The organism is Amycolatopsis nigrescens CSC17Ta-90 (assembly GCF_000384315.1).
Taxonomy (GTDB): Bacteria; Actinomycetota; Actinomycetes; order Mycobacteriales; family Pseudonocardiaceae; genus Amycolatopsis; species Amycolatopsis nigrescens.
This window is the reverse complement of record NZ_ARVW01000001.1, coordinates 9,010,196-9,029,005: the sequence shown is the minus strand read 5'-3', so window position 1 is coordinate 9,029,005 and position 18,810 is coordinate 9,010,196. Positions and strand designations below refer to the sequence as shown.

Here is an 18,810-nt window from a genome sequence, read left to right as displayed (position 1 = left end):
CACGTATTTCCCTCTGTTGTTCCTTGGCCGTACTGTCCATCCGAATGGGGTAGTTCGGACGGGTATTGCCCGGCATAAGGAGAACTCAGAGTGACAAGAACAGCGCTCAATCTCACTCAAATGGTTCGGACGGCGGCCGTAGGTGTGGTCTTCGCCGGAACCTTGATCGCCGTGCCGCTGACCGCGGGGGCGGACCAGACCGCGGCGGCGTTTCCCACTTTCGGCCTGCCGTTCGCCGCCGGGCAGGAGACCGGCTCGGCCGGCATCCACTCCGACGACGGCACCTCCGGCGTGAAGAACGCGATCGACCTGAACCCGGTGGACGGCACCGTGCGCGCCCCGCTGGCCGGCACCGCGCATCTCCAGCACTGCGACGGCGGCGACTGGGTGACCGTGGACCACGAGGACGGCTGGCGCACCGGCTACTACCACATGGAGGGCATCCAGGTCACCGACGGCCAGCAGGTCGAGGCGGGCACCCCGCTCGGCTCGATCGGCAACGCGCTGCCCTGCGGTGGCAGCAGCACCGGGGCCCATGTGCACTTCACCCTGTTCAAGCTGTCCGGCACGACGGCGCGCTCGGCCGATCCGGTGGCCGCCGGGAACTGGGACGGGCTGTCCTACCGGCAGATCTCCGGTGAGGTCGCGGCGGCCGTCGGGGAACCGGTGGACGGCAAGGTGTTCGGCGGCTGGCTGTTCAACGAGGGCTCCGGGCAGTACTCCGGGACGGCGACCAGGGTGCGCGACGAGTCGGTGGTCAAGCTGCCGGGACGGTTCAAGTACGAGGGCTGATGGGCGGGCCGGTCGGGTGACCGCTGTCTCAACGGATGGGCGGCGCTCGCGCGATCGGCCGGTCGTCCGCTAACGTCTGCCTCAGGTCATGAGCGCCAGCGTCAAGCCCCGGCTCGCTGGCCGGCAACCCTCCTTCCGCGGTGGGGTGCCCCGGGTGAGGACCTGGCTCGTCGCGAGGTGCGGCGGGCAAGCGCGGGCCCCCAGCGGGTCCCCAGGACCGCCGAGGAGGCTACGATGACACTCGCTCTCGAACCCACTGATTTACCCGAACTCACCGAAAACCCCGCCGCACCAAGGATTCCGTCCGTCGCCGGGGCCGGGCTGCGGGTGCCGCTGGTGACCGGGGAGCAGATCGGTTACGCGAATCTGGATCACGCCGCCAGCGCGCCCTGCCTGGACGCGGTGCGCCACGCGGTGGACGAGTTCCTGCCCTGGTACGCCAGCGTGCACCGGGGTGCCGGGTTCGCTTCGCAAGTGTCCACAAAGGTCTACGAGCGCACCCGCGACGTGTTGCGCCGGTTCGTGGACGCGCGCGGGTCGGACACGGTGATCTTCACCCGCAACACCACCGACTCGTTCAACCTGCTGGCCCGCAGCCTGCCCCGGCACACCTCGGTGGTCGTCTTCGACACCGAGCACCACGCCGCCCTGCTGCCGTGGCAGGGCCCGCACGTGCGCCGCGTTCGCACCCCGCGCACTCCACTGGCCGCGGTGTCCGCTGTGGACAGTGCGCTGGCCGAATGCCCGGAGGGGCCGCGGCTGGTGGTGCTCACCGGCGCGTCCAATGTGACCGGTGAGCTGCTGCCGGTGGCCGAGATCGCCGCGGTGGCGCGGAAACACGGCGCCCGGATCGCGCTGGACGCGGCGCAGCTGGCGCCGCACCGGCTGCTCTCGGTGCGCGAGCTGGACGTGGACTACGTGGCGCTGTCCGGGCACAAGCTGTACGCGCCGTTCGGAGCCGGTGCACTGGTCGGCAGGGCGGACTGGCTGCGCGCGGCACGTCCGTACCTCGCGGGCGGCGGCGCCTCCAAGGCGGTCGGGCACACCGGCGTGGTGTGGAACTCCGGTCCCGAGCGGCACGAGGCCGGTTCGCCGAACACGGTCGGCGTCTACGCGCTCGGGGTGGCCTGCGAGCAGCTGCGCGAGCACGCGGAGGCGGTCACCGCGCACGAGACGGAGCTGCTGGCGCGGCTGCGGCGCGGCCTGGCCGCGGTGCCCGGCCTTGCCGAGCTGCGGCTGTTCGACGCGGACGTGGAGCGGGTGGCCACGGTCAGCTTCGTGCTCGACGGGTTCGAGCCGGGCCTGGTCGCCGCCGTGCTGTCCGCGGAGTACGGCATCGGGGTGCGCGACGGCGCCTTCTGCGCGCATATCGCCACCAAGCGGCTGCTCGCCGAGACCGGTGCGGAAGGCGGCCAGGCGCTGCGGGTCAGCCTCGGGCTGGGCAGCACGGCCGAGCACGTCGACCGCCTCCTGCTGGCCCTGCGGCAGATCGTCGCGCGCGGGCCCCGTTGGGAGTACGCGATCGAGAACGGTCGGTGGGCGCCGACCCCGGACCCGCGGCCCCTGCCCTCGTTCCTGGCGGACTGAACGCGCTACGCTCACCCGGATGGGTGAGACTTCGGGACAGGTCTTCGGCGGTCGCGGTGCCGGTCACTGGGTGCCGCTGGCGCTGCTCGGTTTCGTGCTGCTCGGCCTGCTGGCGGTGAAACCCGCCGCCGACGACTTCGGCTGGTTCGCCTACGCCCCGCAGGGCGGGGAAGTCGAGCTGAGGGCGCTGACGGCGGTCCAGTTCAGCGGCGTGGAGCGCGGTGACTTCTCGGCCTTCCTGTCGCCGTATGCGGGCGGTTCCTGGCTGCCTCGCGACATCTGGCCGTTCGCCGTCGCGGTGGTCTTCCTGCTGACCGTCGCCTGGTACGCGTTCCGGGCTCGGCGCGCCGGTGTTTCGCTCGGGCCGTGGCGGCTCTTGCTGGTCGTCGTCAGCGGGCTGGCCGCCGTGTTCCTCGGGACGTTCATCGGCGGCGCCGTGACCTCGGGCTCGCCGGAGCCGCTGACCTCGCTGGCCCTGCCGCTCGGGCTGCTCGGACTGGTCGCGGCCGGCTGGGCGTACTTCCGGCTCGGCCCCGGCCGCCGGGTGGCGACCGGGATCAGCCTGGTGCTGCTCCCGGCGGTCGCCTACGGTGCCGTGCTCGCGGTGCTGCCCGCCCTGTCGGACGCGCTGCTGCCGGCGGTCGGGCTGTTCGTGCTGGCCTGGCTGGAACGCAGTGTGCCGCTGGCCGGGGTGACGGTGGCCTTCCTGCTGGCGGCGGGTCTGGCGCCGCCGGGCAACCTCGAGCTGGTGGCGCCCGCGGCGGTGCTGCTGGCCGGCGCGATCGGCGTGCTGCTGGCGGGCAGGCGGCCCAGTGCCGAGCCCGCCTGAGCGGGCAGTGGACAATGGGCCGGTGAGCACTGAAAAGCCGGCCGGGCCGGTCGTCGAGGATGCTTCCTCGGAGCCAGAAACACCGCTAACACCACTGCCGAGGCGCCGGATCGCCGTGGTGGCCGTCATCGCGGTGCTGGTGTTCGGTCTCGACCTGCTGACCAAGACGCTGGCGGTGGCCAATCTGGAAGGCCGCGAGCCGATCCGCGTGCTCGGTGGCGCGGTGTACCTGCAGCTGGTCCGCAACGGCGGTGCCGCGTTCTCCATCGGCACCGGAATGACCTGGGTGCTCGCGCTGGTGGCGATCGCGGTGGTGGTGCTGCTGATCTGGCTGGCAAGGCGGCTCCGTTCGACGGGCTGGGCGATCGGGCTCGGCCTGGTGCTGGCGGGTGCGCTGGGCAACCTGGCCGACCGGATCTTCCGCGCGCCGGGGGTGCTGCACGGGCACGTGGTCGACTTCGTCTCGCTGTTCGAACCGGACGGGCGGGCCTGGCCGGTGTTCAACCTGGCCGATTCGGCGATCTGCGCCGGGGGAGTGCTGATCGTGCTGCTGAGCCTGCTCGGCCGGGACTACGACGGCACCAGGGGCAGGGGCAAGAAAGCCGCCAAAGCGAAAGCCACCGAAACCACCGAAACCGAGGCGGCCGCGTGAGCGCGCGGATGCTGCCGGTGCCGGACGGCCTGGACGGGATGCGGGTGGACGCCGGGCTGGCCAAACTGCTCGGGCTGTCCAGGACCGCGGTCGCCGAGCTGGCCGAGTCCGGTTCGGTGCTGCTGGACGGCCGCGCGGCGGGCAAGTCCGACCGGCTGGCCGCGGGCGGGCTGCTGGAGGTGACGCTGCCGGAGCCGGTGCACAAGGTCGAGGTGGTCGCCGAACCGGTGGCCGGGATGCGGATCGTGCACGAGGACGACGATCTGGTGGTGGTCGCCAAGCCGGTCGGGGTCGCGGCGCATCCGAGCCCCGGCTGGACCGGGCCGACGGTGATCGGCGGGCTGGCCGCCGCCGGGCTGCGCATCTCCACTTCCGGCGCGGCCGAACGCCAGGGCGTGGTGCACCGGCTGGACGCCGGCACCACCGGGGTGATGGTGGTCGCCAAGAGCGAGCACGCGTACACCGCGCTGAAGCGGGCGTTCAAGGAGCGCACCGTGGACAAGGGCTACCACGCCGTGGTGCAGGGCCATCCTGATCCGACCAAGGGCACCATCGACGCGCCGATCGACCGGCATCCCCGGCACGACTACAAGTTCGCCGTGGTTGCCGGGGGCAGGCCGAGCATCACGCACTACGAGGTGGTGGAGGCGTTCCGCGCGGCGTCGCTGGCCGAGATCAAGCTGGAAACCGGGCGTACCCACCAGATCCGGGTGCACTTCTCGGCGCTGCGCCATCCCTGCGTCGGTGACCTGACCTACGGCGCGGACCCGGTGCTGGCCCGCAAGCTGGGCCTGACCCGGCAGTGGCTGCACGCCAGGACCCTCGGTTTCGCGCATCCCGCGGACGGGCGCTGGGTGCAGTTCGAAGCCGAGTACCCGGACGATCTGGCCGCCGCGCTGCGGGTCCTGCGCGACGAAGCCTGAGACTCAGTCCTCGATCGACCAGATCAGCGAGCGCTCGTCGGGTTCGGGCCGCGGGCTCCAGCGGACCGAGACCACCTTCGTCGCGTCCGGCAGCACGTACACGGTGTGCCCGCCGGCGGTTTCGCCCGGCCGCACGCCGATCCGGTGCTGCGGGCGGGACGACAGCGAGACCGGCGCCTTGCCGATCGCCTTGCCGTCCGCGGTGACCAGCTCCAGGTAGTTGTCCGGCAGTGAGGCGAACGGAATGGCGCCCCGGTTGGTGATCTCGGTGTGCACCACCACCGAGCGCTCGCCCTCCTCCAGCCGGTAGCCCGCGGCGCCGAACAGGAAGTCGGCCGGGTCCTGCACCTCCAGCAGTTGGACGGCGAGCTGTTCGCCTTCCAGGCCCTGGGTTTCCAGCACGTCGCCGGTCCGCCCGGTGCGCGGTCCCGGCGGCCGGGCCGGAACGGGCCCCGGTGGCGGCGGGACCTGGCGCGCGTCCTGGTCGCCGCGTGCCCAGGACGAGCTCTGCGGCGGACCCCAGGTGCTGATCACCGGGTCCGCGGGAACGGGCGCCGGCATCGGCGGCGCCGGCCGCTGCGGTGGTGGCTGCTGCGGTTGCGGTGGCCGTTGCGGCGGGGCCGCCGCGTACTGGCCCGACGGCACGCCCTGCACCTGGTGCACGCCGCTGGGCGTGCCCTGCACCGCGTACTGCCCGGATGGGGTGCCCTGCACCGGATAGACCCCGCTCGGCACGCCCTGCGCGGGCGGCCGCTGCTGCTGCGGTGGCGGTGGCTGCTGGGGTGGCCGCATGCCGGCGAGCGCGGCGCGGAGGCCCTGCGGGTCGCTTTCCACGCCGACCAGCAGGGGCAGCCCGCTGCCGGAGAGTCCGACCAGCCGGTAGGCCACCTCGCGCGGATCCATGCCCACCCGTGCGGCCAGTTCGTGCACCGCCGCCTTGCCCAGCTCGGCCAGCGCGGCGAGCAGGCGGGCGTCGACGGGATCGGTCACGGGCACGGTTCGAACGCTACCGGTTGGCGCGCGGCGCCGTGGCCGGAGGCCGGGGGAGCCCTAGGCTCGGTGTCACTGGGATGGGAGAACAGGGGGTTGGCATGACCGGGAGCAGTGCGATCGGGGCGCTCGCCGACGAGGTGGTGACCGAGCTGTTCGACGCCGAGCCGTTGTGGCCGGCGCTGCTCGGCATCGACTCGCCGGGATCGGCCACCGACGGTCTCGGCGCGCTCGACGAGCGATCCGAGCAGGAGCACCGGGCCAGGTTGGCCGTGCTGGCCGAGCGCGCTCGCGCGCTGGACCCGGCCACGCTGCCCGCGGCGGACCGGGTCACCAGGGACGTGCTGCTCGCCCAGGTGCGGGCCGTGCTCGACCGGATCGACAGCCACGCCGTCGAGTTCACCATCACCGACTTCTTCGTGGCGCCCGCGGTCGGCCTGCTCACCCAGCTGCCGATGATCGAACCGGCCGGGGAGGAGCGGCGGCGGTTTCCCGGCAGGCTGGCCGCCATCCCCGCCTACCTGGAGCAGGCGCTGCAACGGCACCGGGCCGGTGCCGAGGCGGGCAGGCTGCCGGTGGCGCACCTGGTGCGGTCCGCGGTCGCGCATCTGGACCGCTACCTCGCCGATCCGGCGTCCGACCCGCTGGCCCGGCGGCCCGCGCCGGACGAGCGGTTCGCCGAGCAGCGCGCGAAACTGCTCGCCGAGGTGGTCCGCCCCGGTTTCGCGGCCTACCGGGACGGGCTGGCCGAGCTGGCGCCGCTGGGCCGTCCGCCGGAGCGGGCCGGGGTGTGCTGGCTGCCCGAAGGCGAGCGGATCTACGCCGCACTGGCCAGGACGCACACCACGACCGAGCACACCCCGGACGAGTTGCACGACACCGGGCTGCGGCTGATCGACGAGCTGGCCGGGGAGTACGCGGAGATCGGGGCCAGGGTCTTCGGCACGGGCGAGCCCACCGAGATCTTCGCCAGGCTGCGCACCGACCCGGCGCTGCGCTGGCGGGACGCGGACGAGCTGCTGGCCACCGCGCGGTCCGCGATCGGCCGGGCCGAGCTGGCCGCGCCAGGCTGGTTCGGCCGGATCCCGCCGCAGCCGTGGGCGGTGGAGGCGGTGCCAGCCGCCGAGGCGCCCGGCGCGGCCCCGGCCTACTACCTGCGCGGCACCGCGGACGGCTCGCGGCCTGGCACCTACTTCGCGAACACCCACCAGGTGACCGAGCGGTTCCGGCACGCGGCCGAGGCGACCGCCTTCCACGAAGCCATTCCCGGGCACCACTTCCAGCTCAGCATCGCGGTCGGCCTTGACGAGCTGCCGTTGCTGCGCCGGATCGGCGGCTTCAACGCCTACACCGAGGGCTGGGGGCTCTACTCGGAGCGGCTGGCCTTCGAGATGGGGCTGTACTCCGACGACGTCTCGCTGCTCGGCATGCTGAGCATGGACTCCATGCGGGCCGGCAGGCTGGTGGTGGACACCGGGCTGCACGCGAAGGGCTGGAGCCGGTTGCAGGCGGTGGACTACCTGCGCGAGCACACCCCGATGCCGCTGGTCGAGATCGAGTCCGAGGTCGACCGCTACCTGGCCTATCCGGGGCAGGCGCTGTCGTACATGGTGGGCAGGCTGGAGATCCAGCGGCTGCGCCGCCGGAGTGAACAGGAATTGGAAGGCCGTTTCGACATCAGGGAGTTCCACGACCTGGTGCTGGGCGGGGGAGCGCTGCCGCTGTCCGTGCTGGACACGGTGGCCGCGGACTGGGTGGAGGAGCGCCGATGAACGCGGTGACCGGGCTGGCCGACGAGCTGGTCGAGATTCTGTTCGAAGCCGAGCCGCTGTGGCCGTCGCTGCTCGGGCTGCCGGGTGACCACGACCGGCTGGCCGACCTCAGTGCCGGGGCGGCTCAGGCGTTCCGGGCGCGCTACCTGGACGTGGTGGCCCGCGCCGAGGCGATCCCGATCGCCGATCTGTCCTTTGAGGACAGTGTCACGCTGGACGTGGTGCGGCAGCAGGCGCGCGCGGCGGTGGACCTGATCGATGCCGCGGCGATGGAGGTCGCGGTGAGCGACGGGCTGGCCGCGCCCGCGCTCAGCGTGCTCATGGTGCTGTCCATGACCCCGCTCGACGACGAGGCCAAGGCGGCCGGCTACCTGCGCCGGCTGGCCGCGCTTCCGTCCTTTTTGGACACCGTGACCGAGCGGCAGCGGGCCGCGCTGGCCGAGGGCGCGGCACCGGCCGACTTCCTGGTGGAAGCCGGGATCGCCTATGTGCGGCGGTATCTGGCCGAGCCGGAACGGGACCCGCTGCGCATCGACGCGCCGGCCGAGGGGTTCGCCGCGGAGCGGGACCGGCTGCTCGCCGAGGTCGTCCGGCCCGCCTACGCGCGGTACCGGGATTTCCTGGAGTCGGAGGTGCGGGCAGGCGCGCTGCCCGCGGACCGGCCGGGACTGTGCTGGCTGCCGGACGGGCAGCGGCGCTACAACGCGCTGATCCGCGCGCACACCACCACCGAGCGCAGCGCGCAGGAGCTGCACGACACCGGGCTCGCGATGATCGAGCAGCTGGCAGGGGAGTACCGCGAACTGGGCGCCAGGGTGTTCGGCACCGAAGAGCTGCCGGAGATCTTCCACCGGCTGCGCACCGATCCCGAGCTGCGCTGGCGGGACGGCGACGAGCTGCTGGAGCACGCCCGCGAGACCATCGTGCGGGCCGCCGCGGTCGCGCCGGACTGGTTCAAGAGCGTGCCGGACATACCCTGCGAGGTGCTGCCGGTACCGCCCGCCGAGGCCGACGGCGGCACCCTCGCCTACTACTTCAGCCCGCCGCTGGACGGTTCGCGGCCGGGCCGGTACTTCGCGAACACCTTCGCCGCCACCGAGCGGAACCGCCAGATCAACGAGGCGGTCGCCTTCCACGAGGCCATCCCGGGGCACCACTTCCAGATCTGCACCGCACAGGGGCTGACCGAGTTGCCCCTGCTGCGCCGGATCGCGGACGTGAACGCCTACACCGAGGGCTGGGGGCTCTACGCCGAGCGGCTCGCGGACGAGATGGGGCTGTACTCCAGCGACCTGATGCGGCTCGGCATGTTGACCGAGGACTCGCTGCGGGCCGGCAGGCTGGTGGTGGACACCGGACTGCACGCGCTCGGCTGGAGCCGGCGGCAGGCGGTGGACTTCCTGCTGGAGAACAGCCCGATGGCGGCGGTGGAGATCGAGACCGAGATCGACCGGTACGCCGGGGCGCCGGGGCAGGCGCTGTCGTACATGACCGGGCGGCTGGAGATCCAGCGGATCCGCGCCGCGGCCGAAGCCGCGCTGGGGGAGCGGTTCGACCTCCGCGAGTTCCACGACGTGGTGCTCGGCAGCGGCATCCTGCCGTTGCCCGTGCTGGACTCCGTGGTGGCGACCTGGGTCCGCGGCGTGAATGGCGCGATCTGAGATGGGGGCATGCGAGGCTTTTTGCGCATGCCCCCATCGATCGGGTGCGGGTGTCCCGCAAGATCCTGAGGGGTATTGGACGTTGCGGCCATCGCCGGCGCGCGGCAGCCTGGGCTGGTGCGCGCAGACGAATCGCAGCCCCGTGACGTGGTAGTGCTGATCGACGACGGGATGGCCGCGCTGGACGCGACCGGTCCGATGGACGTGTTCGCCTTCGCCGGCGCGCTCGGCGGCCGGTACCGGGTGCGGACCGCGTCACCGGGCGGGGCGCCGGTCCGCACGGCCAGCGGGCTGCGGATCAGTCCCGACCTGGCCGCCGAGGACGTCCGCGGGCCGATCGACACCCTGCTGGTCACCGGCGGCGGCGAAACGATGAGCTCCCGCCCGGGTGCCGGGCCGATGACGGCCGATGTGCGCCGGATCGCCGGCTGCGCCCGCCGGGTGGTCTCGGTCTGCGTCGGTGCCTTCGTGCTCGGCGCGGCCGGGCTGCTGGAGGGCAGGCGGGCGACCACGCACTGGTACTGGTGCGATCTGCTGGCCGAGCGGCACCCCAGGACCACGGTGGTGCCGGACGCGATCTTCGTCCGGGACGGCCGGGTGGCGACCTCGGCCGGGATCAGCGCGGGCATGGACCTGGCGCTCGCGCTGGTCGAGGAGGACCACGGGGCCGAGGTGGCCAGGGAGGTCGCCAAGCTGATGGTGCTGTTCCTGCAGCGCCCCGGCGGGCAGTCCCAGTTCAGCGTCTGGTCCCGGCTGCCGGCGCCGCGGCATCCCGCGCTGCGCAAGGCCACCGACGCGGTGCTGCTCGACCCGGCCGCCGACCACTGCGTGCCGGCGCTGGCCAGGCGCGCCTCGGTGAGCATCCGGCACCTGAACAGGTTGTTCTCCGAAAAGCTCGGCACCACCGCGGCCGGCTACGTGGAGCAGGTGCGGGTGCAGACCGCGCAGACCCTGCTGGAGTCCACTGAGGACGGTCTGGAACTGGTCGCGCGGCGGGCCGGGTTCGGCAGTCAGGAGACCATGCGCCGGGCGTTCCTGCGGCTGCTCGGCGTGTCGCCGGGCGGTTACCGGTCCCGGTTCCGCTCGTCGATCCCATCCGCCGGCATCCAGCGGACCGCCTGACTCGTCACACCGGCTGGTGCCCGCCGCTGGAGGCGGTATTGTGCCTCTAACTAAGCGGCCGCTCAGGATGGAAGGTGTGAGGATGCGGATCGGCACTCAGATCAACTACGCCGGGGGCTTCGCGGAGAGCGTGGCGGACATCGTCGAGCTCGAACGCGTCGGCCTGGACATCGTCTTCATCCCGGAGGCGTACTCCTTCGACGCGGTCAGCCAGCTCGGCTACGTCGCGGCGAAGACCGAACGGGTGGAGATCGCCTCCGGGATCGTGCAGATCTACACCAGGACGCCGACGCTGACCGCGATGACCGCGGCCGGGCTCGACTTCGTCTCCGGCGGCCGGTTCACCCTCGGCATGGGCTCCTCCGGCCCGCAGGTGATCGAAGGTTTCCACGGGGTGCGCTACGACGCGCCGCTGGCCCGCACCCGCGAGGTGGTGGACATCTGCCGCCAGGTGTGGCGGCGTGAGCGGGTGGTGCACGACGGCAGGCATTACCAGATTCCGCTGCCCGAAGGCCAGGGCACCGGCCTGGGCAAGCCGCTGAAGTTGATCAACCACCCGGTCCGCCCGCGCATCCCGATCATGCTCGCCGCGATCGGCCCGAAGAACGTGGCGCTGACCGCCGAGATCGCGGAGGGCTGGGAGCCGATCTTCTTCCACCCGGAGAAGGCCGCCGACGTCTGGGGCGGCCCGCTGGCCGAGGGCAAGGCCAAGCGCGACCCGGAGCTGGGCGAGCTGGACGTGGTGGTCGGCGTGCCGGTGGCGATCGGGGACGACGTCAAGCACCTGGCCGATTTCGTCCGCCCGTACCTGGCGCTCTACATCGGCGGCATGGGCGCGCGGGGCAAGAACTACTACAACGACCTGGCCTGCCGGTACGGCTACGAGGCCGAGGCGAAGCAGGTGCAGGACCTCTATCTGGACGGGAAGAAGGACGAGGCCGCGGCCGCGATCCCGGCAGATCTGCTGCACGCCATGTCGCTGATCGGCCCAGCCGGTTACGTCAAGGAGCGGCTGGCCGCCTTCCGCGAGGCCGGCGCCACCACCCTCCAGGTGAACGCGCTCCAGGGCACCCGCGAAGGCCGCATTGACACCGTACGGCAGCTACGCGAACTGATCGGCTGACCCGCTCGGCGCCGTGCTGGTCAGCTGTCGGGGCCGGTCAGACCGTCGAGCCGGGCCGAGACCACCACGGTGTCGGCCGATGAGCCGTCGAACGCGCCGCTGCAGGTGACCAGCCGGAGTTCGGCGGCGTCGGTGCTGGCGGGCGGCGGCACGGCCGTCTTCGGGAAGGCATCCACGCGGTAGACGGTGAATGCCGCCCTGGTGCCGTCCTGGCGGTGCACGGTGACCGTGTCGCCGGCGTGGAGTTCGTGCAGCCGGCGGAAAACGCCGCGTGCCCTGGCGTACTCGACGTGCCCGGCGATGACCGCGGTGCCGATCTCGCCCGGCACCGGTGCGGTCGTGTACCAGCCCGCGCTGCGTGCGTCCCCTGGCACCTCCATCGTGCCGGCCGGGGTGCGGCCCAGCTCCACCAGCGTGCCGGTGGCGACCCCGATGGCCGGGATCTCCAGTGCGGCCGGGTTGGCCGGAGCGAGGCCGGTGCCGGGGTTCCCGGGTGCTCGCACGGCGCCGGCGGCGGCCTGCCCGTCCGCACTGGCGCCGGGCAGGGCGGTCACCGGCGTGTCGCGTGAGAGCAGCATGGCCGCTCCCGCGAGCACCCCGGAGAGTGCCACCACGACGGCCGCTGCGGCCGCGGCGAGCCTGCCGAAATCGGTGCGCCGATCGGATCTTTCGCTCACGTTCACCAGCTGAGGGAACGGCCGGGACGGTACGCGGCCTGTTGCCCTGCAGATCGCTGCGGCAGGTCCCGGGCGTTACCTATTTGCGACATAACCCGCAGTGGATCACCCAGTTGGGTTACTATCTCTTGATTCGCCTCCGAGTTCGTGGGCGGCGCCCGGTCGCAACGGTGTCAATAAGTTGCCAAATAGGGCGGCCCGGACTCGACAGCTGGCCTCGGGGATGGTTGAAATCGGTCAGCGGGGGGAATACCTGGCGGGAGCTGGCGAGCGGAGGTAGTTGCGTGCGCGGTATGGGGGTGTCGTCCACCTTGGGTGTGCTGGACGTCGGATCTTTCAGTGCCCATCTGGTCGTGGTGGACCGGCACGGGTCACCGCTGGACCCGGTCTTCACGCACAAGACCCGGTTGCGGCTGGACCGCGCGCTGGACCACAAGGGAAGGCTCAGCGCGGCCGGCATCGGGTCGATCGTGGACGCCGTGCAGGCCGCGAGCCGGCTGGCGGTACGCCGTGGTCTGCCCGCTTTCTACCCGCTGGCCACGTCGTCGATCCGGGACGCCGCGAACGCGGCCGAAGTGGTCGCGGAGGTGGCCAGGGCCACCGGGGTCCGGTTGCGCTTCCTGTCCGGCAGGCGGGAGGCGGAGCTTTCCTTCCTCGCCGCCCGCCGCTGGTACGGCGCGAGTGCCGGGCCGATGCTGGTGCTGGACATCGGCGGCGGCACGGTGGAGATCGCCGCCGGTGACGGGGAACGGGCCACCTTCGCCCGTTCGCTGCGGCTCGGTGCCAGGGAGATGACCCGCGGCTGGCTCGACGGCGAGTTCCCGGACGCCGCCCGGATCAAGGCGTTGCGCGCGCACGCGCTGGACCGGGTCGGTACGGCGCTGGACGGGGTGCGGCCGGAGATCGGTGCCTGCCGGGTGGTCGGCTGCTCGAAGGTGTTCCAGCAGTTGGCCAGGCTGGCCGGGGCCCGGCCGCAGCGGGGCGGCCCGCCGGCCCGCGACCTCCGGCTGGAGGACCTGCGGCGCTGGGTTCCCCGGCTGGCCAAGCTCCCCGCCAGCCGCCGCGCCGAGCTGCCGGGGATCTCCCGGTGCCGGGCCAGGCAGGCGCTGGCCGGCGCGATCGTGGCGGAGGCGCTGCTGACCGTCTGCGGGGGAGAGGTCGGGATCAGCCCGTGGTCCACCCGGGAGGGCCTGCTGCTGACGCTGCTGGACAACGGATCGGCCGCCGACCTGCCCGCCGTCGCTGGATCGGACGCGGCATGACCGCCCGGCTGGTGTAGGTCTTCAGCGAGAACCGGCTCGTCGTCTGCTGAAAGTGACCGGGGTTCACCTGGTCGTGGCCCGTCTTGACCCGAGTGGCCAATTGTCGTGCGGTGCCATCGCGGCCACGCTGAGATCCTTCTCGTCCACATCGGGAGCCGGTCGGAGGGACTCAGCCATGGCGAGCGAGCTGCAGCGGCGCAAGGTGACCGGGGTCTTCTACGCGATGGACGCCAACAAGGACGGGCTGCTGGAGAAGTCCGACTTCGAGGCGCTGACCGCGAGGTGGACCGGGGTCCGCGACTGGGCGCCCGGCTCGCCGGGGTACCGCCGGCTGAGCGAGATCATGATGGGCTGGTGGGAGGTCCTGCTGGCCGTCTCGGACGCCGACCGCGACGGCAAGGTCACCCTGGACGAGGTGCTGGTGGTGGTGGACGGGCTGGCCGAGAACCCGGGGCCGGTCGCGGAGACCGCGGCGGCGATGTTCGAGGCCGTCGACGAGAACGCGGACGGCCGGATTTCGGCGGCCGAGTACCGCCAGCTCGTGGAGACCTGGAGCGGCGCGCCCGCCGACACCGACGCGGTCTTCCCGCTGCTCGACCTCAACGCCGACGGCTACCTGTCCCAGGAGGAGTTCACCGAGCTCTGGATCGAGTTCTGGGCCGGTGACGACCCGGACGCGGCGGGCACCTGGGTGTTCGGCCGGTTCGACCTGCCGATGGTGTACGGCGGCTGAACGGGCTTGACTGCGCGGAAAAAGCGGGTAAGCCGGTGACCATGAGTAGGTCAGTGCCGAGTCACAGCCAGCCGTCCGAGCCGGATCCGTTCGACCCGGATACGCCGGTACCACCGAAGAAGCCGAAGTCGCCGATCCCGCGGCATCCGGACATCGACCCGGTGGGCACCGACGAGGTCGACGAAATCCCCGGCAAGGACGAGATCCCACCCCCCGTCCCCCCAACTCCCGACACCCCCACCCCACCCGCCGAGGGCAAATAGCCGACTATTTGCCCTTCCGGCGGACCGCCAGAGGGCAAAAAGCCGGCTATTTGCCGGATGGGGCGGGGCGGCGGGAGGGGGCGCGGCCGGTGGGCTGGGTCGGCGGATCGCCGGCGTCGATCGCCGGGACGGGCATGGTCACGCCTTCGCCGTCCACGGTGACCTGTTCGTCGTAGTGCATCAGCTCCAGCGGCTCGCCGTCGAGCAGCCGGTAGTGCGCCTGGTCCCCGCTGATGCGCACCGAGAACCTGCTGCCGCGGAAGCACATCCGGAAGGCGAGCCGGGTGAGGGCGGCGGGCAGCCGTGGTGCGAAGGACAGCTCGCCGCCGTGGTCGCGCAGGCCGCCGAAGCCGGCCACCACGGCCTGCCACGCCCCGGCCAGCGACGCCATGTGCAGCCCGTTGCGCACGTTGTTGTGCACGTCGTGCAGGTCGGTCAGCGCGGCCTCGGCGAGGTAATCGTAGGCGAGCTGGAGGTGTCCCACCTCGGCCGCGAGCACCGCCTGGGTGCAGGCCGACAGCGAGGAGTCGCGGACCGTCCTCGCTTCGTAGTAGGCGAAGTTCCGGCTCTTTTCGGCCGGGGTGAAGGCGTCTCCTCGCAGGTGCATGGCGAGCACCAGGTCGGCCTGCTTGACCACCTGCTTGCGGTAGAGGTCGAAGTACGGGTAGTTCAGCAGCAGCGGGTAGTTCGCGGCCGGGGTGCCGTCGAAGTCCCAGTCCAGGTGCTCGGTGAAGTCCTCCGCCTGCTGGTGCACGCCGAGCTGCTCGTCGTAGGGCACCAGCATCGAGTCCGCGGCCCGGCGCCAGGCGGCGATCTCCTCGGCGTCCACCCCGAACCGCTCTGCCACCTCCGGGTGCCGCTCGCAGGCGTCCGCCGCCTCCCAGAGGTTCCGCTGCGCCATCAGGTTCGTGTAGACGTTGTTGTCCGCGACGGCGGAGTACTCGTCGGGCCCGGTGACCCCGTCGATCCGGAAACCGCCGCGCCGGTCGTGGTGGCCGACCGAGCGCCACAGCCGGGCGGTTTCCAGCCGTAGCTCGGTGCCGTACTCGCGGTCGAACGCGACGTCCCCGGTGGCCGCGACGTAGCGGGAGGTGGCGTCCGCGATGTCCGCGCAGACGTGGAAGGCCGCGGTGCCGGCCGGCCAGTACGCCGAGCATTCGGCACCGTTGATCGAGCGCCACGGGAAAGCCGCGCCGCGCAGGCCGAGCTGTTTCGCCCTTTCCCGCGCCAGGTCCAAAGTGGAGTGCCGCCAGCGCAGCGCGTCCCTGGCCGCCCCCGGCATGGTGTAGGTGAGCACCGGCAGCACGAAGGTTTCGGTGTCCCAGAAGGCGTGGCCGTCGTAGCCGGGACCGGTCAGGCCCTTGCCGGGAATGGCCCTGCTCTCCCCGCGGGCACCCGCCTGCAGCACGTGGAACAGCGCGAACCGGATGGCCTGCTGCAGCTCCGGGTCACCGTCCAGCTCGACGTCCGCGGTCTGCCAGAACTCGTCCAGGAACCGGCGCTGCTCGCCGAGCAGCCCTTCCCAACCGGTCTGCACCGCACCGGCCAGTGCGGCCTCGACCTGCGCGCGCAACGCCGGGGTGGAGCGTTTCGCGGACCAGCCGTAGCCGAGGAACTTGGTCAGCCGCAGGCGGTGCCCCTTCGGCACGTCCACCGCGACGGTCAGCCTGGCCAGGTCGTCCTCGGTGTGGATGTTGCTGCGCAGCCCGTCCGGGGTCTCCAGCTGGTGGTCCATCCCGGCCGCCATGCGCAGCCCGGAGACCCTGGTGCGGTGCACCAGTACCGCGTGCTTGTCCTTGGCCGCGGCGAACTCCGCGACCAGCGGCGATTGCAGTGCGGCGGCCACCCTCGGGTCGCTGGTGTCGGAGTCGATCGGCTCGTTGGCCAGCAGATCGGACTGGACCACCAGCTGGATGTCGTCGTCGAGCGGCTCGACCTCGTAGCGGATCGCGGCCACCGCGCGCTGGGTGAAGGACACCAGCCGCTCGGTGTGCACCCGCACCCGGCGCCCGGTCGGTGAGCACCATTCGGTGTTCCTGGTCAGCGTGCCGGCCCGGAAGTCCAGGATTCGCTCGTGGGCGACGGCCTCGCCGTAGCGCATGTCCAGCGGCTCGTCCTCGACCAGCAGCCGGATGATCTTCCCGTCGGTCACGTTGACCACGGTCTGCCCGGCTTCCGGGTAGCCGTACCCGCTTTCGGCGTAGGGCAGTTCGTGTTCCTCGTAGAACCCGTTCAGGTAGGTGCCCGGCAGCCCGCGCGGCTCGCCCTCCTCGAGCGTCCCGCGCATGCCGATGTGGCCGTTCGAGAGGGCGAAGGTGGATTCGGTGCGCTGCAAGGCATCCACGTCCATGCCCTGCCAACGCAGCTGCCACGGGGAGATGTCGTAGCCGTGCTCGCTCACCGGCCGTCCTCCAGCAGTTCGGCGAGATCGCCGACCACCACGTCGGCGCCGTGCGCGCGCAGTTCTTCGGCCTGGTCGGCGCGGTTCACGCCCACCACGTAACCGAACTCGCCGGCCTTGCCCGCCTCGACCCCGGCCAGCGCGTCCTCGAAGACGGCCGCGTGCGCGGGCTGGACGCCGAGTGCTTCGGCGCCGGCCAGGAACGAGTCGGGTGCCGGTTTGCCGCGCAGGCCCCGGTCCGCCAGCACCTTCCCGTCGATCCTGGCCCGCACGAACGGTGTCAGCTCCGCCGCCTCCAGCACGGCCTCGCCGTTGGCCGAGGAGGTGACCACGCCGATCGCGAGACCGGCGTCCTGCGCCGCCCGCAGATAGCGCGCGGAACCGGGGTAGGGGCTCACCCCGCGCTCGGAGATGATCTTCAGCACCAGGTCGTTCTTGCGGTTGCCGACCCCGTTGACGGTGCCGGTGCCGGGCCGGTCGCCCGGCTCTCCCTCGGGCAGCTCGATCCCGCGCGAGGACAGGAACTCCCGCACCCCGTCGGCGCGCGGGCGGCCGTCCACGTGTGCGGCGTAGTCGTGGTCGGTGAACGGCTGGAAGTCCGCGCCGTCCCGCTCGCGGAGAAACGCGTCGAAGGTCTGCTTCCACGCTTCCCGGTGCAGTGCGGCGGTCCCGGTCAGCACGCCGTCCAGGTCGAACAGGCAGGCGGTGATCCCCTCAGGTAACCCGATCATGCCAGGCACGGTACCGCCGGTGACGCCGTCGCGCTGGCGGCGAGAACAGCCGCACAACCGAAAGCTCACCCGCTCGGCGGTGCGCCGGTGGCCCACTGGTGCGCGCCGCCGCGGTGGAGGGCGGCGTAGACCCGGTCGCGCAGCACGTTCGCCTCGTGATCGGACAGGGTTCTGCCGAGATGGCGGAGGACCACCCGGACCAGGATGTTCTTCTGCCCGGCGCGGGCGCCGAGCCGGGCGAGGGCACGGGCGGGCAGGTCCGCGCAGGGGGTTTCGTGCAGGATTTCCACCGACTCCACGCATTCCGCGTCCGCGCCGAGCGCGTCGCGGACCCGGTCGCCGAGGTCTTCGGCGCGGTCGGCGGGGTCCGCCGCGATGGAGAGGTCGCGCCGGACCGGTGGCATCGCGGAGACCGGGCGATAGCGGGCCAGGTCCACCAGCTGCGCCGGATCGGCCGAGCGCAGCAGCCTGATGTCGGGAATGTCCTTGACCAGCATCAGCATCCGGTCCAGTCCCATGCCCATCGCCAGCCCGCTCCAGCCGGGCAGGCCCGCCATGGCCAGCACGTCGGGATGGGCCAGCCCGCATTCGGCGACCTCGACCCAGCCGTCGCCGGCCACGTCCACCTGGCGCCCGCCGAGCGTGTAAGGATGGCTGCGCGCCTGCCGCCGGTCGGCCGCTCCCGGGAGCAGGGCACCGAGCACCGCGGTGATCATCTCGTCCAGTTCGGCGTCGCCGAGCCGGGGCGCCCGGCGGGTGACGCGCCACAGGTCGAGCTGATGCGGGGTCCCGGTGTGCAGCCGGTCGATGGCATCGCGGCGGTAGACGATCCCGGGGCACACCAGCAGCACGTCCTCCGCCGGATCCGCGGCCAGTGCCCGCAGCGCCGCCGGGATCATCGCGCTGGAATGGCTGCGGAGCATCCGATGGTCGTCGACGTACCTGGTGTAGCGCGCGTCGCGGGTGACGTCGGCGGTGTCGTAGCCGAGGTTGTCGTAGTTGTCCTCGATGGTGACGATCCGGTGGCCACGCCACCAGCGGACCTCGCAGCCCCACCGGTCCGCCAGCGCGCGGACCGCGCGGTCGAGCACGAGCTGGATCGCGTGCGGCCCGGCCGCGGGGTCGGTGAGATCGCGGACGGCCAGATCGCGGGAGATTTGAGCGGGGGTGAGCCGAGCGGGCATGACTGCCTCCTGGAGGGTGCGGGCGGGAAGCGAAAACGCCCCCTGGCCCGTTGGCTCACCCGGAGAGATCGGTCAGCGATGCGGCATGGCCCGAACCCCGTGGCGCCC

17 protein-coding genes and 1 riboswitch are annotated in these 18,810 nt (G+C 72.2%); of the genes, 12 read left to right on the top strand and 5 right to left on the bottom strand.

From position 1 onward, the window contains the following. Nucleotides 1-120 precede the first annotated feature (120 nt). The 5 genes from AMYNI_RS50660 (at nucleotide 121) to AMYNI_RS0142750 (ending at nucleotide 4,783) form a co-directional block, all read left to right on the top strand. Nucleotides 121-792 (top strand): M23 family metallopeptidase, encoded by a 672-nt coding sequence (locus AMYNI_RS50660; RefSeq protein ID WP_040406288.1) that lies wholly within the window; start codon nucleotides 121-123, stop codon nucleotides 790-792. An 84-nt stretch (nucleotides 793-876) separates the two neighbouring features. Continuing rightward, a riboswitch (SAM riboswitch) is annotated at nucleotides 877-991 on the top strand. A gap of 35 nt (nucleotides 992-1,026) precedes the next feature. Beyond that, nucleotides 1,027-2,379: an aminotransferase class V-fold PLP-dependent enzyme gene (locus AMYNI_RS0142765; RefSeq protein ID WP_020674302.1), complete on the top strand. Its 1,353-nt coding sequence runs from the start codon at nucleotides 1,027-1,029 to the stop codon at nucleotides 2,377-2,379. Between the two features lie 19 nt (nucleotides 2,380-2,398). Beyond that, nucleotides 2,399-3,208, top strand: coding sequence for a hypothetical protein (locus AMYNI_RS0142760; protein ID WP_020674301.1), 810 nt, complete (start codon nucleotides 2,399-2,401; stop codon nucleotides 3,206-3,208). A gap of 22 nt (nucleotides 3,209-3,230) precedes the next feature. Further along, the gene (lspA, locus tag AMYNI_RS0142755; RefSeq protein WP_051116655.1) at nucleotides 3,231-3,860 is read left to right on the top strand and encodes a signal peptidase II; all 630 of its coding nucleotides are present in this window, start codon (nucleotides 3,231-3,233) and stop codon (nucleotides 3,858-3,860) included. Beyond that, the gene (locus AMYNI_RS0142750) at nucleotides 3,857-4,783 is read left to right on the top strand and encodes an RluA family pseudouridine synthase (protein ID WP_020674299.1); all 927 of its coding nucleotides are present in this window, start codon (nucleotides 3,857-3,859) and stop codon (nucleotides 4,781-4,783) included. The genes lspA and AMYNI_RS0142750 overlap by 4 nt, the downstream gene beginning before the upstream one ends. 3 nt (nucleotides 4,784-4,786) lie before the next feature. Here AMYNI_RS0142750 and AMYNI_RS0142745 read toward each other — a convergent pair whose 3' ends face one another. Next, nucleotides 4,787-5,779, bottom strand: a complete 993-nt coding sequence (locus AMYNI_RS0142745; protein ID WP_026361619.1) for an AsnC family transcriptional regulator — start codon at nucleotides 5,777-5,779, stop codon at nucleotides 4,787-4,789. Between the two features lie 95 nt (nucleotides 5,780-5,874). On the opposite strand from AMYNI_RS0142745, the gene AMYNI_RS0142740 reads away from it, so the two are divergent. From AMYNI_RS0142740 to AMYNI_RS0142725, 4 genes are all read left to right on the top strand, one after another. Then, nucleotides 5,875-7,545 carry a DUF885 domain-containing protein gene (locus AMYNI_RS0142740; RefSeq protein WP_020674297.1) on the top strand — a complete coding sequence of 557 codons (1,671 nt, stop codon included), beginning with the start codon at nucleotides 5,875-5,877 and terminating at the stop codon, nucleotides 7,543-7,545. Next, nucleotides 7,542-9,206, top strand: a complete 1,665-nt coding sequence (locus AMYNI_RS0142735) for a DUF885 domain-containing protein (RefSeq protein WP_020674296.1) — start codon at nucleotides 7,542-7,544, stop codon at nucleotides 9,204-9,206. The genes AMYNI_RS0142740 and AMYNI_RS0142735 overlap by 4 nt, the downstream gene beginning before the upstream one ends. A gap of 117 nt (nucleotides 9,207-9,323) precedes the next feature. Continuing rightward, a complete protein-coding gene (locus tag AMYNI_RS0142730; protein WP_245574132.1) occupies nucleotides 9,324-10,328 on the top strand; it encodes a GlxA family transcriptional regulator in 1,005 nt (334 codons plus the stop codon). Between the two features lie 82 nt (nucleotides 10,329-10,410). Then, nucleotides 10,411-11,451, top strand: a complete 1,041-nt coding sequence (locus AMYNI_RS0142725) for an LLM class F420-dependent oxidoreductase (RefSeq protein WP_020674294.1) — start codon at nucleotides 10,411-10,413, stop codon at nucleotides 11,449-11,451. Nucleotides 11,452-11,471: 20 nt separating this feature from the next. On the opposite strand, the gene AMYNI_RS46905 is transcribed toward AMYNI_RS0142725, so the two are convergent. Continuing rightward, nucleotides 11,472-12,128, bottom strand: a complete 657-nt coding sequence (locus AMYNI_RS46905; RefSeq protein ID WP_063713911.1) for a sortase domain-containing protein — start codon at nucleotides 12,126-12,128, stop codon at nucleotides 11,472-11,474. Between the two features lie 293 nt (nucleotides 12,129-12,421). On the opposite strand from AMYNI_RS46905, the gene AMYNI_RS0142715 reads away from it, so the two are divergent. The 3 genes from AMYNI_RS0142715 to AMYNI_RS0142705 all read left to right on the top strand — a co-directional run bounded on the left by AMYNI_RS0142715 (nucleotide 12,422) and on the right by AMYNI_RS0142705 (nucleotide 14,386). Continuing rightward, nucleotides 12,422-13,390 (top strand): Ppx/GppA phosphatase family protein, encoded by a 969-nt coding sequence (locus AMYNI_RS0142715; protein WP_020674292.1) that lies wholly within the window; start codon nucleotides 12,422-12,424, stop codon nucleotides 13,388-13,390. A gap of 175 nt (nucleotides 13,391-13,565) precedes the next feature. Next, complete coding sequence (locus AMYNI_RS0142710; RefSeq protein ID WP_020674291.1) at nucleotides 13,566-14,123, top strand: EF-hand domain-containing protein; 558 nt, start codon at nucleotides 13,566-13,568, stop codon at nucleotides 14,121-14,123. Nucleotides 14,124-14,164: 41 nt separating this feature from the next. Continuing rightward, the gene (locus AMYNI_RS0142705; protein ID WP_157357748.1) at nucleotides 14,165-14,386 is read left to right on the top strand and encodes a hypothetical protein; all 222 of its coding nucleotides are present in this window, start codon (nucleotides 14,165-14,167) and stop codon (nucleotides 14,384-14,386) included. A gap of 46 nt (nucleotides 14,387-14,432) precedes the next feature. Here the strand turns inward: AMYNI_RS0142705 and AMYNI_RS0142700 are convergent, their stop codons facing one another. The 3 genes from AMYNI_RS0142700 to srmL all read right to left on the bottom strand — a co-directional run bounded on the left by AMYNI_RS0142700 (nucleotide 14,433) and on the right by srmL (nucleotide 18,702). Next, nucleotides 14,433-16,736, bottom strand: a complete 2,304-nt coding sequence (locus AMYNI_RS0142700; protein WP_051116653.1) for a glycoside hydrolase family 65 protein — start codon at nucleotides 16,734-16,736, stop codon at nucleotides 14,433-14,435. Between the two features lie 47 nt (nucleotides 16,737-16,783). After that, a complete protein-coding gene (locus tag AMYNI_RS0142695) occupies nucleotides 16,784-17,518 on the bottom strand; it encodes an HAD family hydrolase (RefSeq protein WP_020674288.1) in 735 nt (244 codons plus the stop codon). Between the two features lie 65 nt (nucleotides 17,519-17,583). Further along, complete coding sequence (gene srmL / locus AMYNI_RS0142690) at nucleotides 17,584-18,702, bottom strand: PheS-related mystery ligase SrmL (protein ID WP_020674287.1); 1,119 nt, start codon at nucleotides 18,700-18,702, stop codon at nucleotides 17,584-17,586. Between the last annotated feature and the right edge of the window lie 108 nt (nucleotides 18,703-18,810).

What these genes read in the sequence shown, in the direction of transcription:
- AMYNI_RS50660 (WP_040406288.1), top strand. Translation starts at nt 121, where the DNA reads ATGGTTCGGACGGCGGCCGTAGGTGTGGTCTTCGCCGGAACCTTGATC.
- AMYNI_RS0142705 (WP_157357748.1), top strand. Translation starts at nt 14,165, where the DNA reads ATGAGTAGGTCAGTGCCGAGTCACAGCCAGCCGTCCGAGCCGGATCCG.
- AMYNI_RS0142725 (WP_020674294.1), top strand. Translation starts at nt 10,411, where the DNA reads ATGCGGATCGGCACTCAGATCAACTACGCCGGGGGCTTCGCGGAGAGC.
- srmL (WP_020674287.1), bottom strand. Translation starts at nt 18,702, where the DNA reads ATGCCCGCTCGGCTCACCCCCGCTCAAATCTCCCGCGATCTGGCCGTC.
- AMYNI_RS0142715 (WP_020674292.1), top strand. Translation starts at nt 12,422, where the DNA reads ATGGGGGTGTCGTCCACCTTGGGTGTGCTGGACGTCGGATCTTTCAGT.
- AMYNI_RS0142695 (WP_020674288.1), bottom strand. Translation starts at nt 17,518, where the DNA reads ATGATCGGGTTACCTGAGGGGATCACCGCCTGCCTGTTCGACCTGGAC.
- AMYNI_RS0142700 (WP_051116653.1), bottom strand. Translation starts at nt 16,736, where the DNA reads ATGGACGTGGATGCCTTGCAGCGCACCGAATCCACCTTCGCCCTCTCG.
- AMYNI_RS0142760 (WP_020674301.1), top strand. Translation starts at nt 2,399, where the DNA reads ATGGGTGAGACTTCGGGACAGGTCTTCGGCGGTCGCGGTGCCGGTCAC.
- AMYNI_RS0142710 (WP_020674291.1), top strand. Translation starts at nt 13,566, where the DNA reads ATGGCGAGCGAGCTGCAGCGGCGCAAGGTGACCGGGGTCTTCTACGCG.
- AMYNI_RS0142735 (WP_020674296.1), top strand. Translation starts at nt 7,542, where the DNA reads ATGAACGCGGTGACCGGGCTGGCCGACGAGCTGGTCGAGATTCTGTTC.
- AMYNI_RS0142765 (WP_020674302.1), top strand. Translation starts at nt 1,027, where the DNA reads ATGACACTCGCTCTCGAACCCACTGATTTACCCGAACTCACCGAAAAC.
- AMYNI_RS0142740 (WP_020674297.1), top strand. Translation starts at nt 5,875, where the DNA reads ATGACCGGGAGCAGTGCGATCGGGGCGCTCGCCGACGAGGTGGTGACC.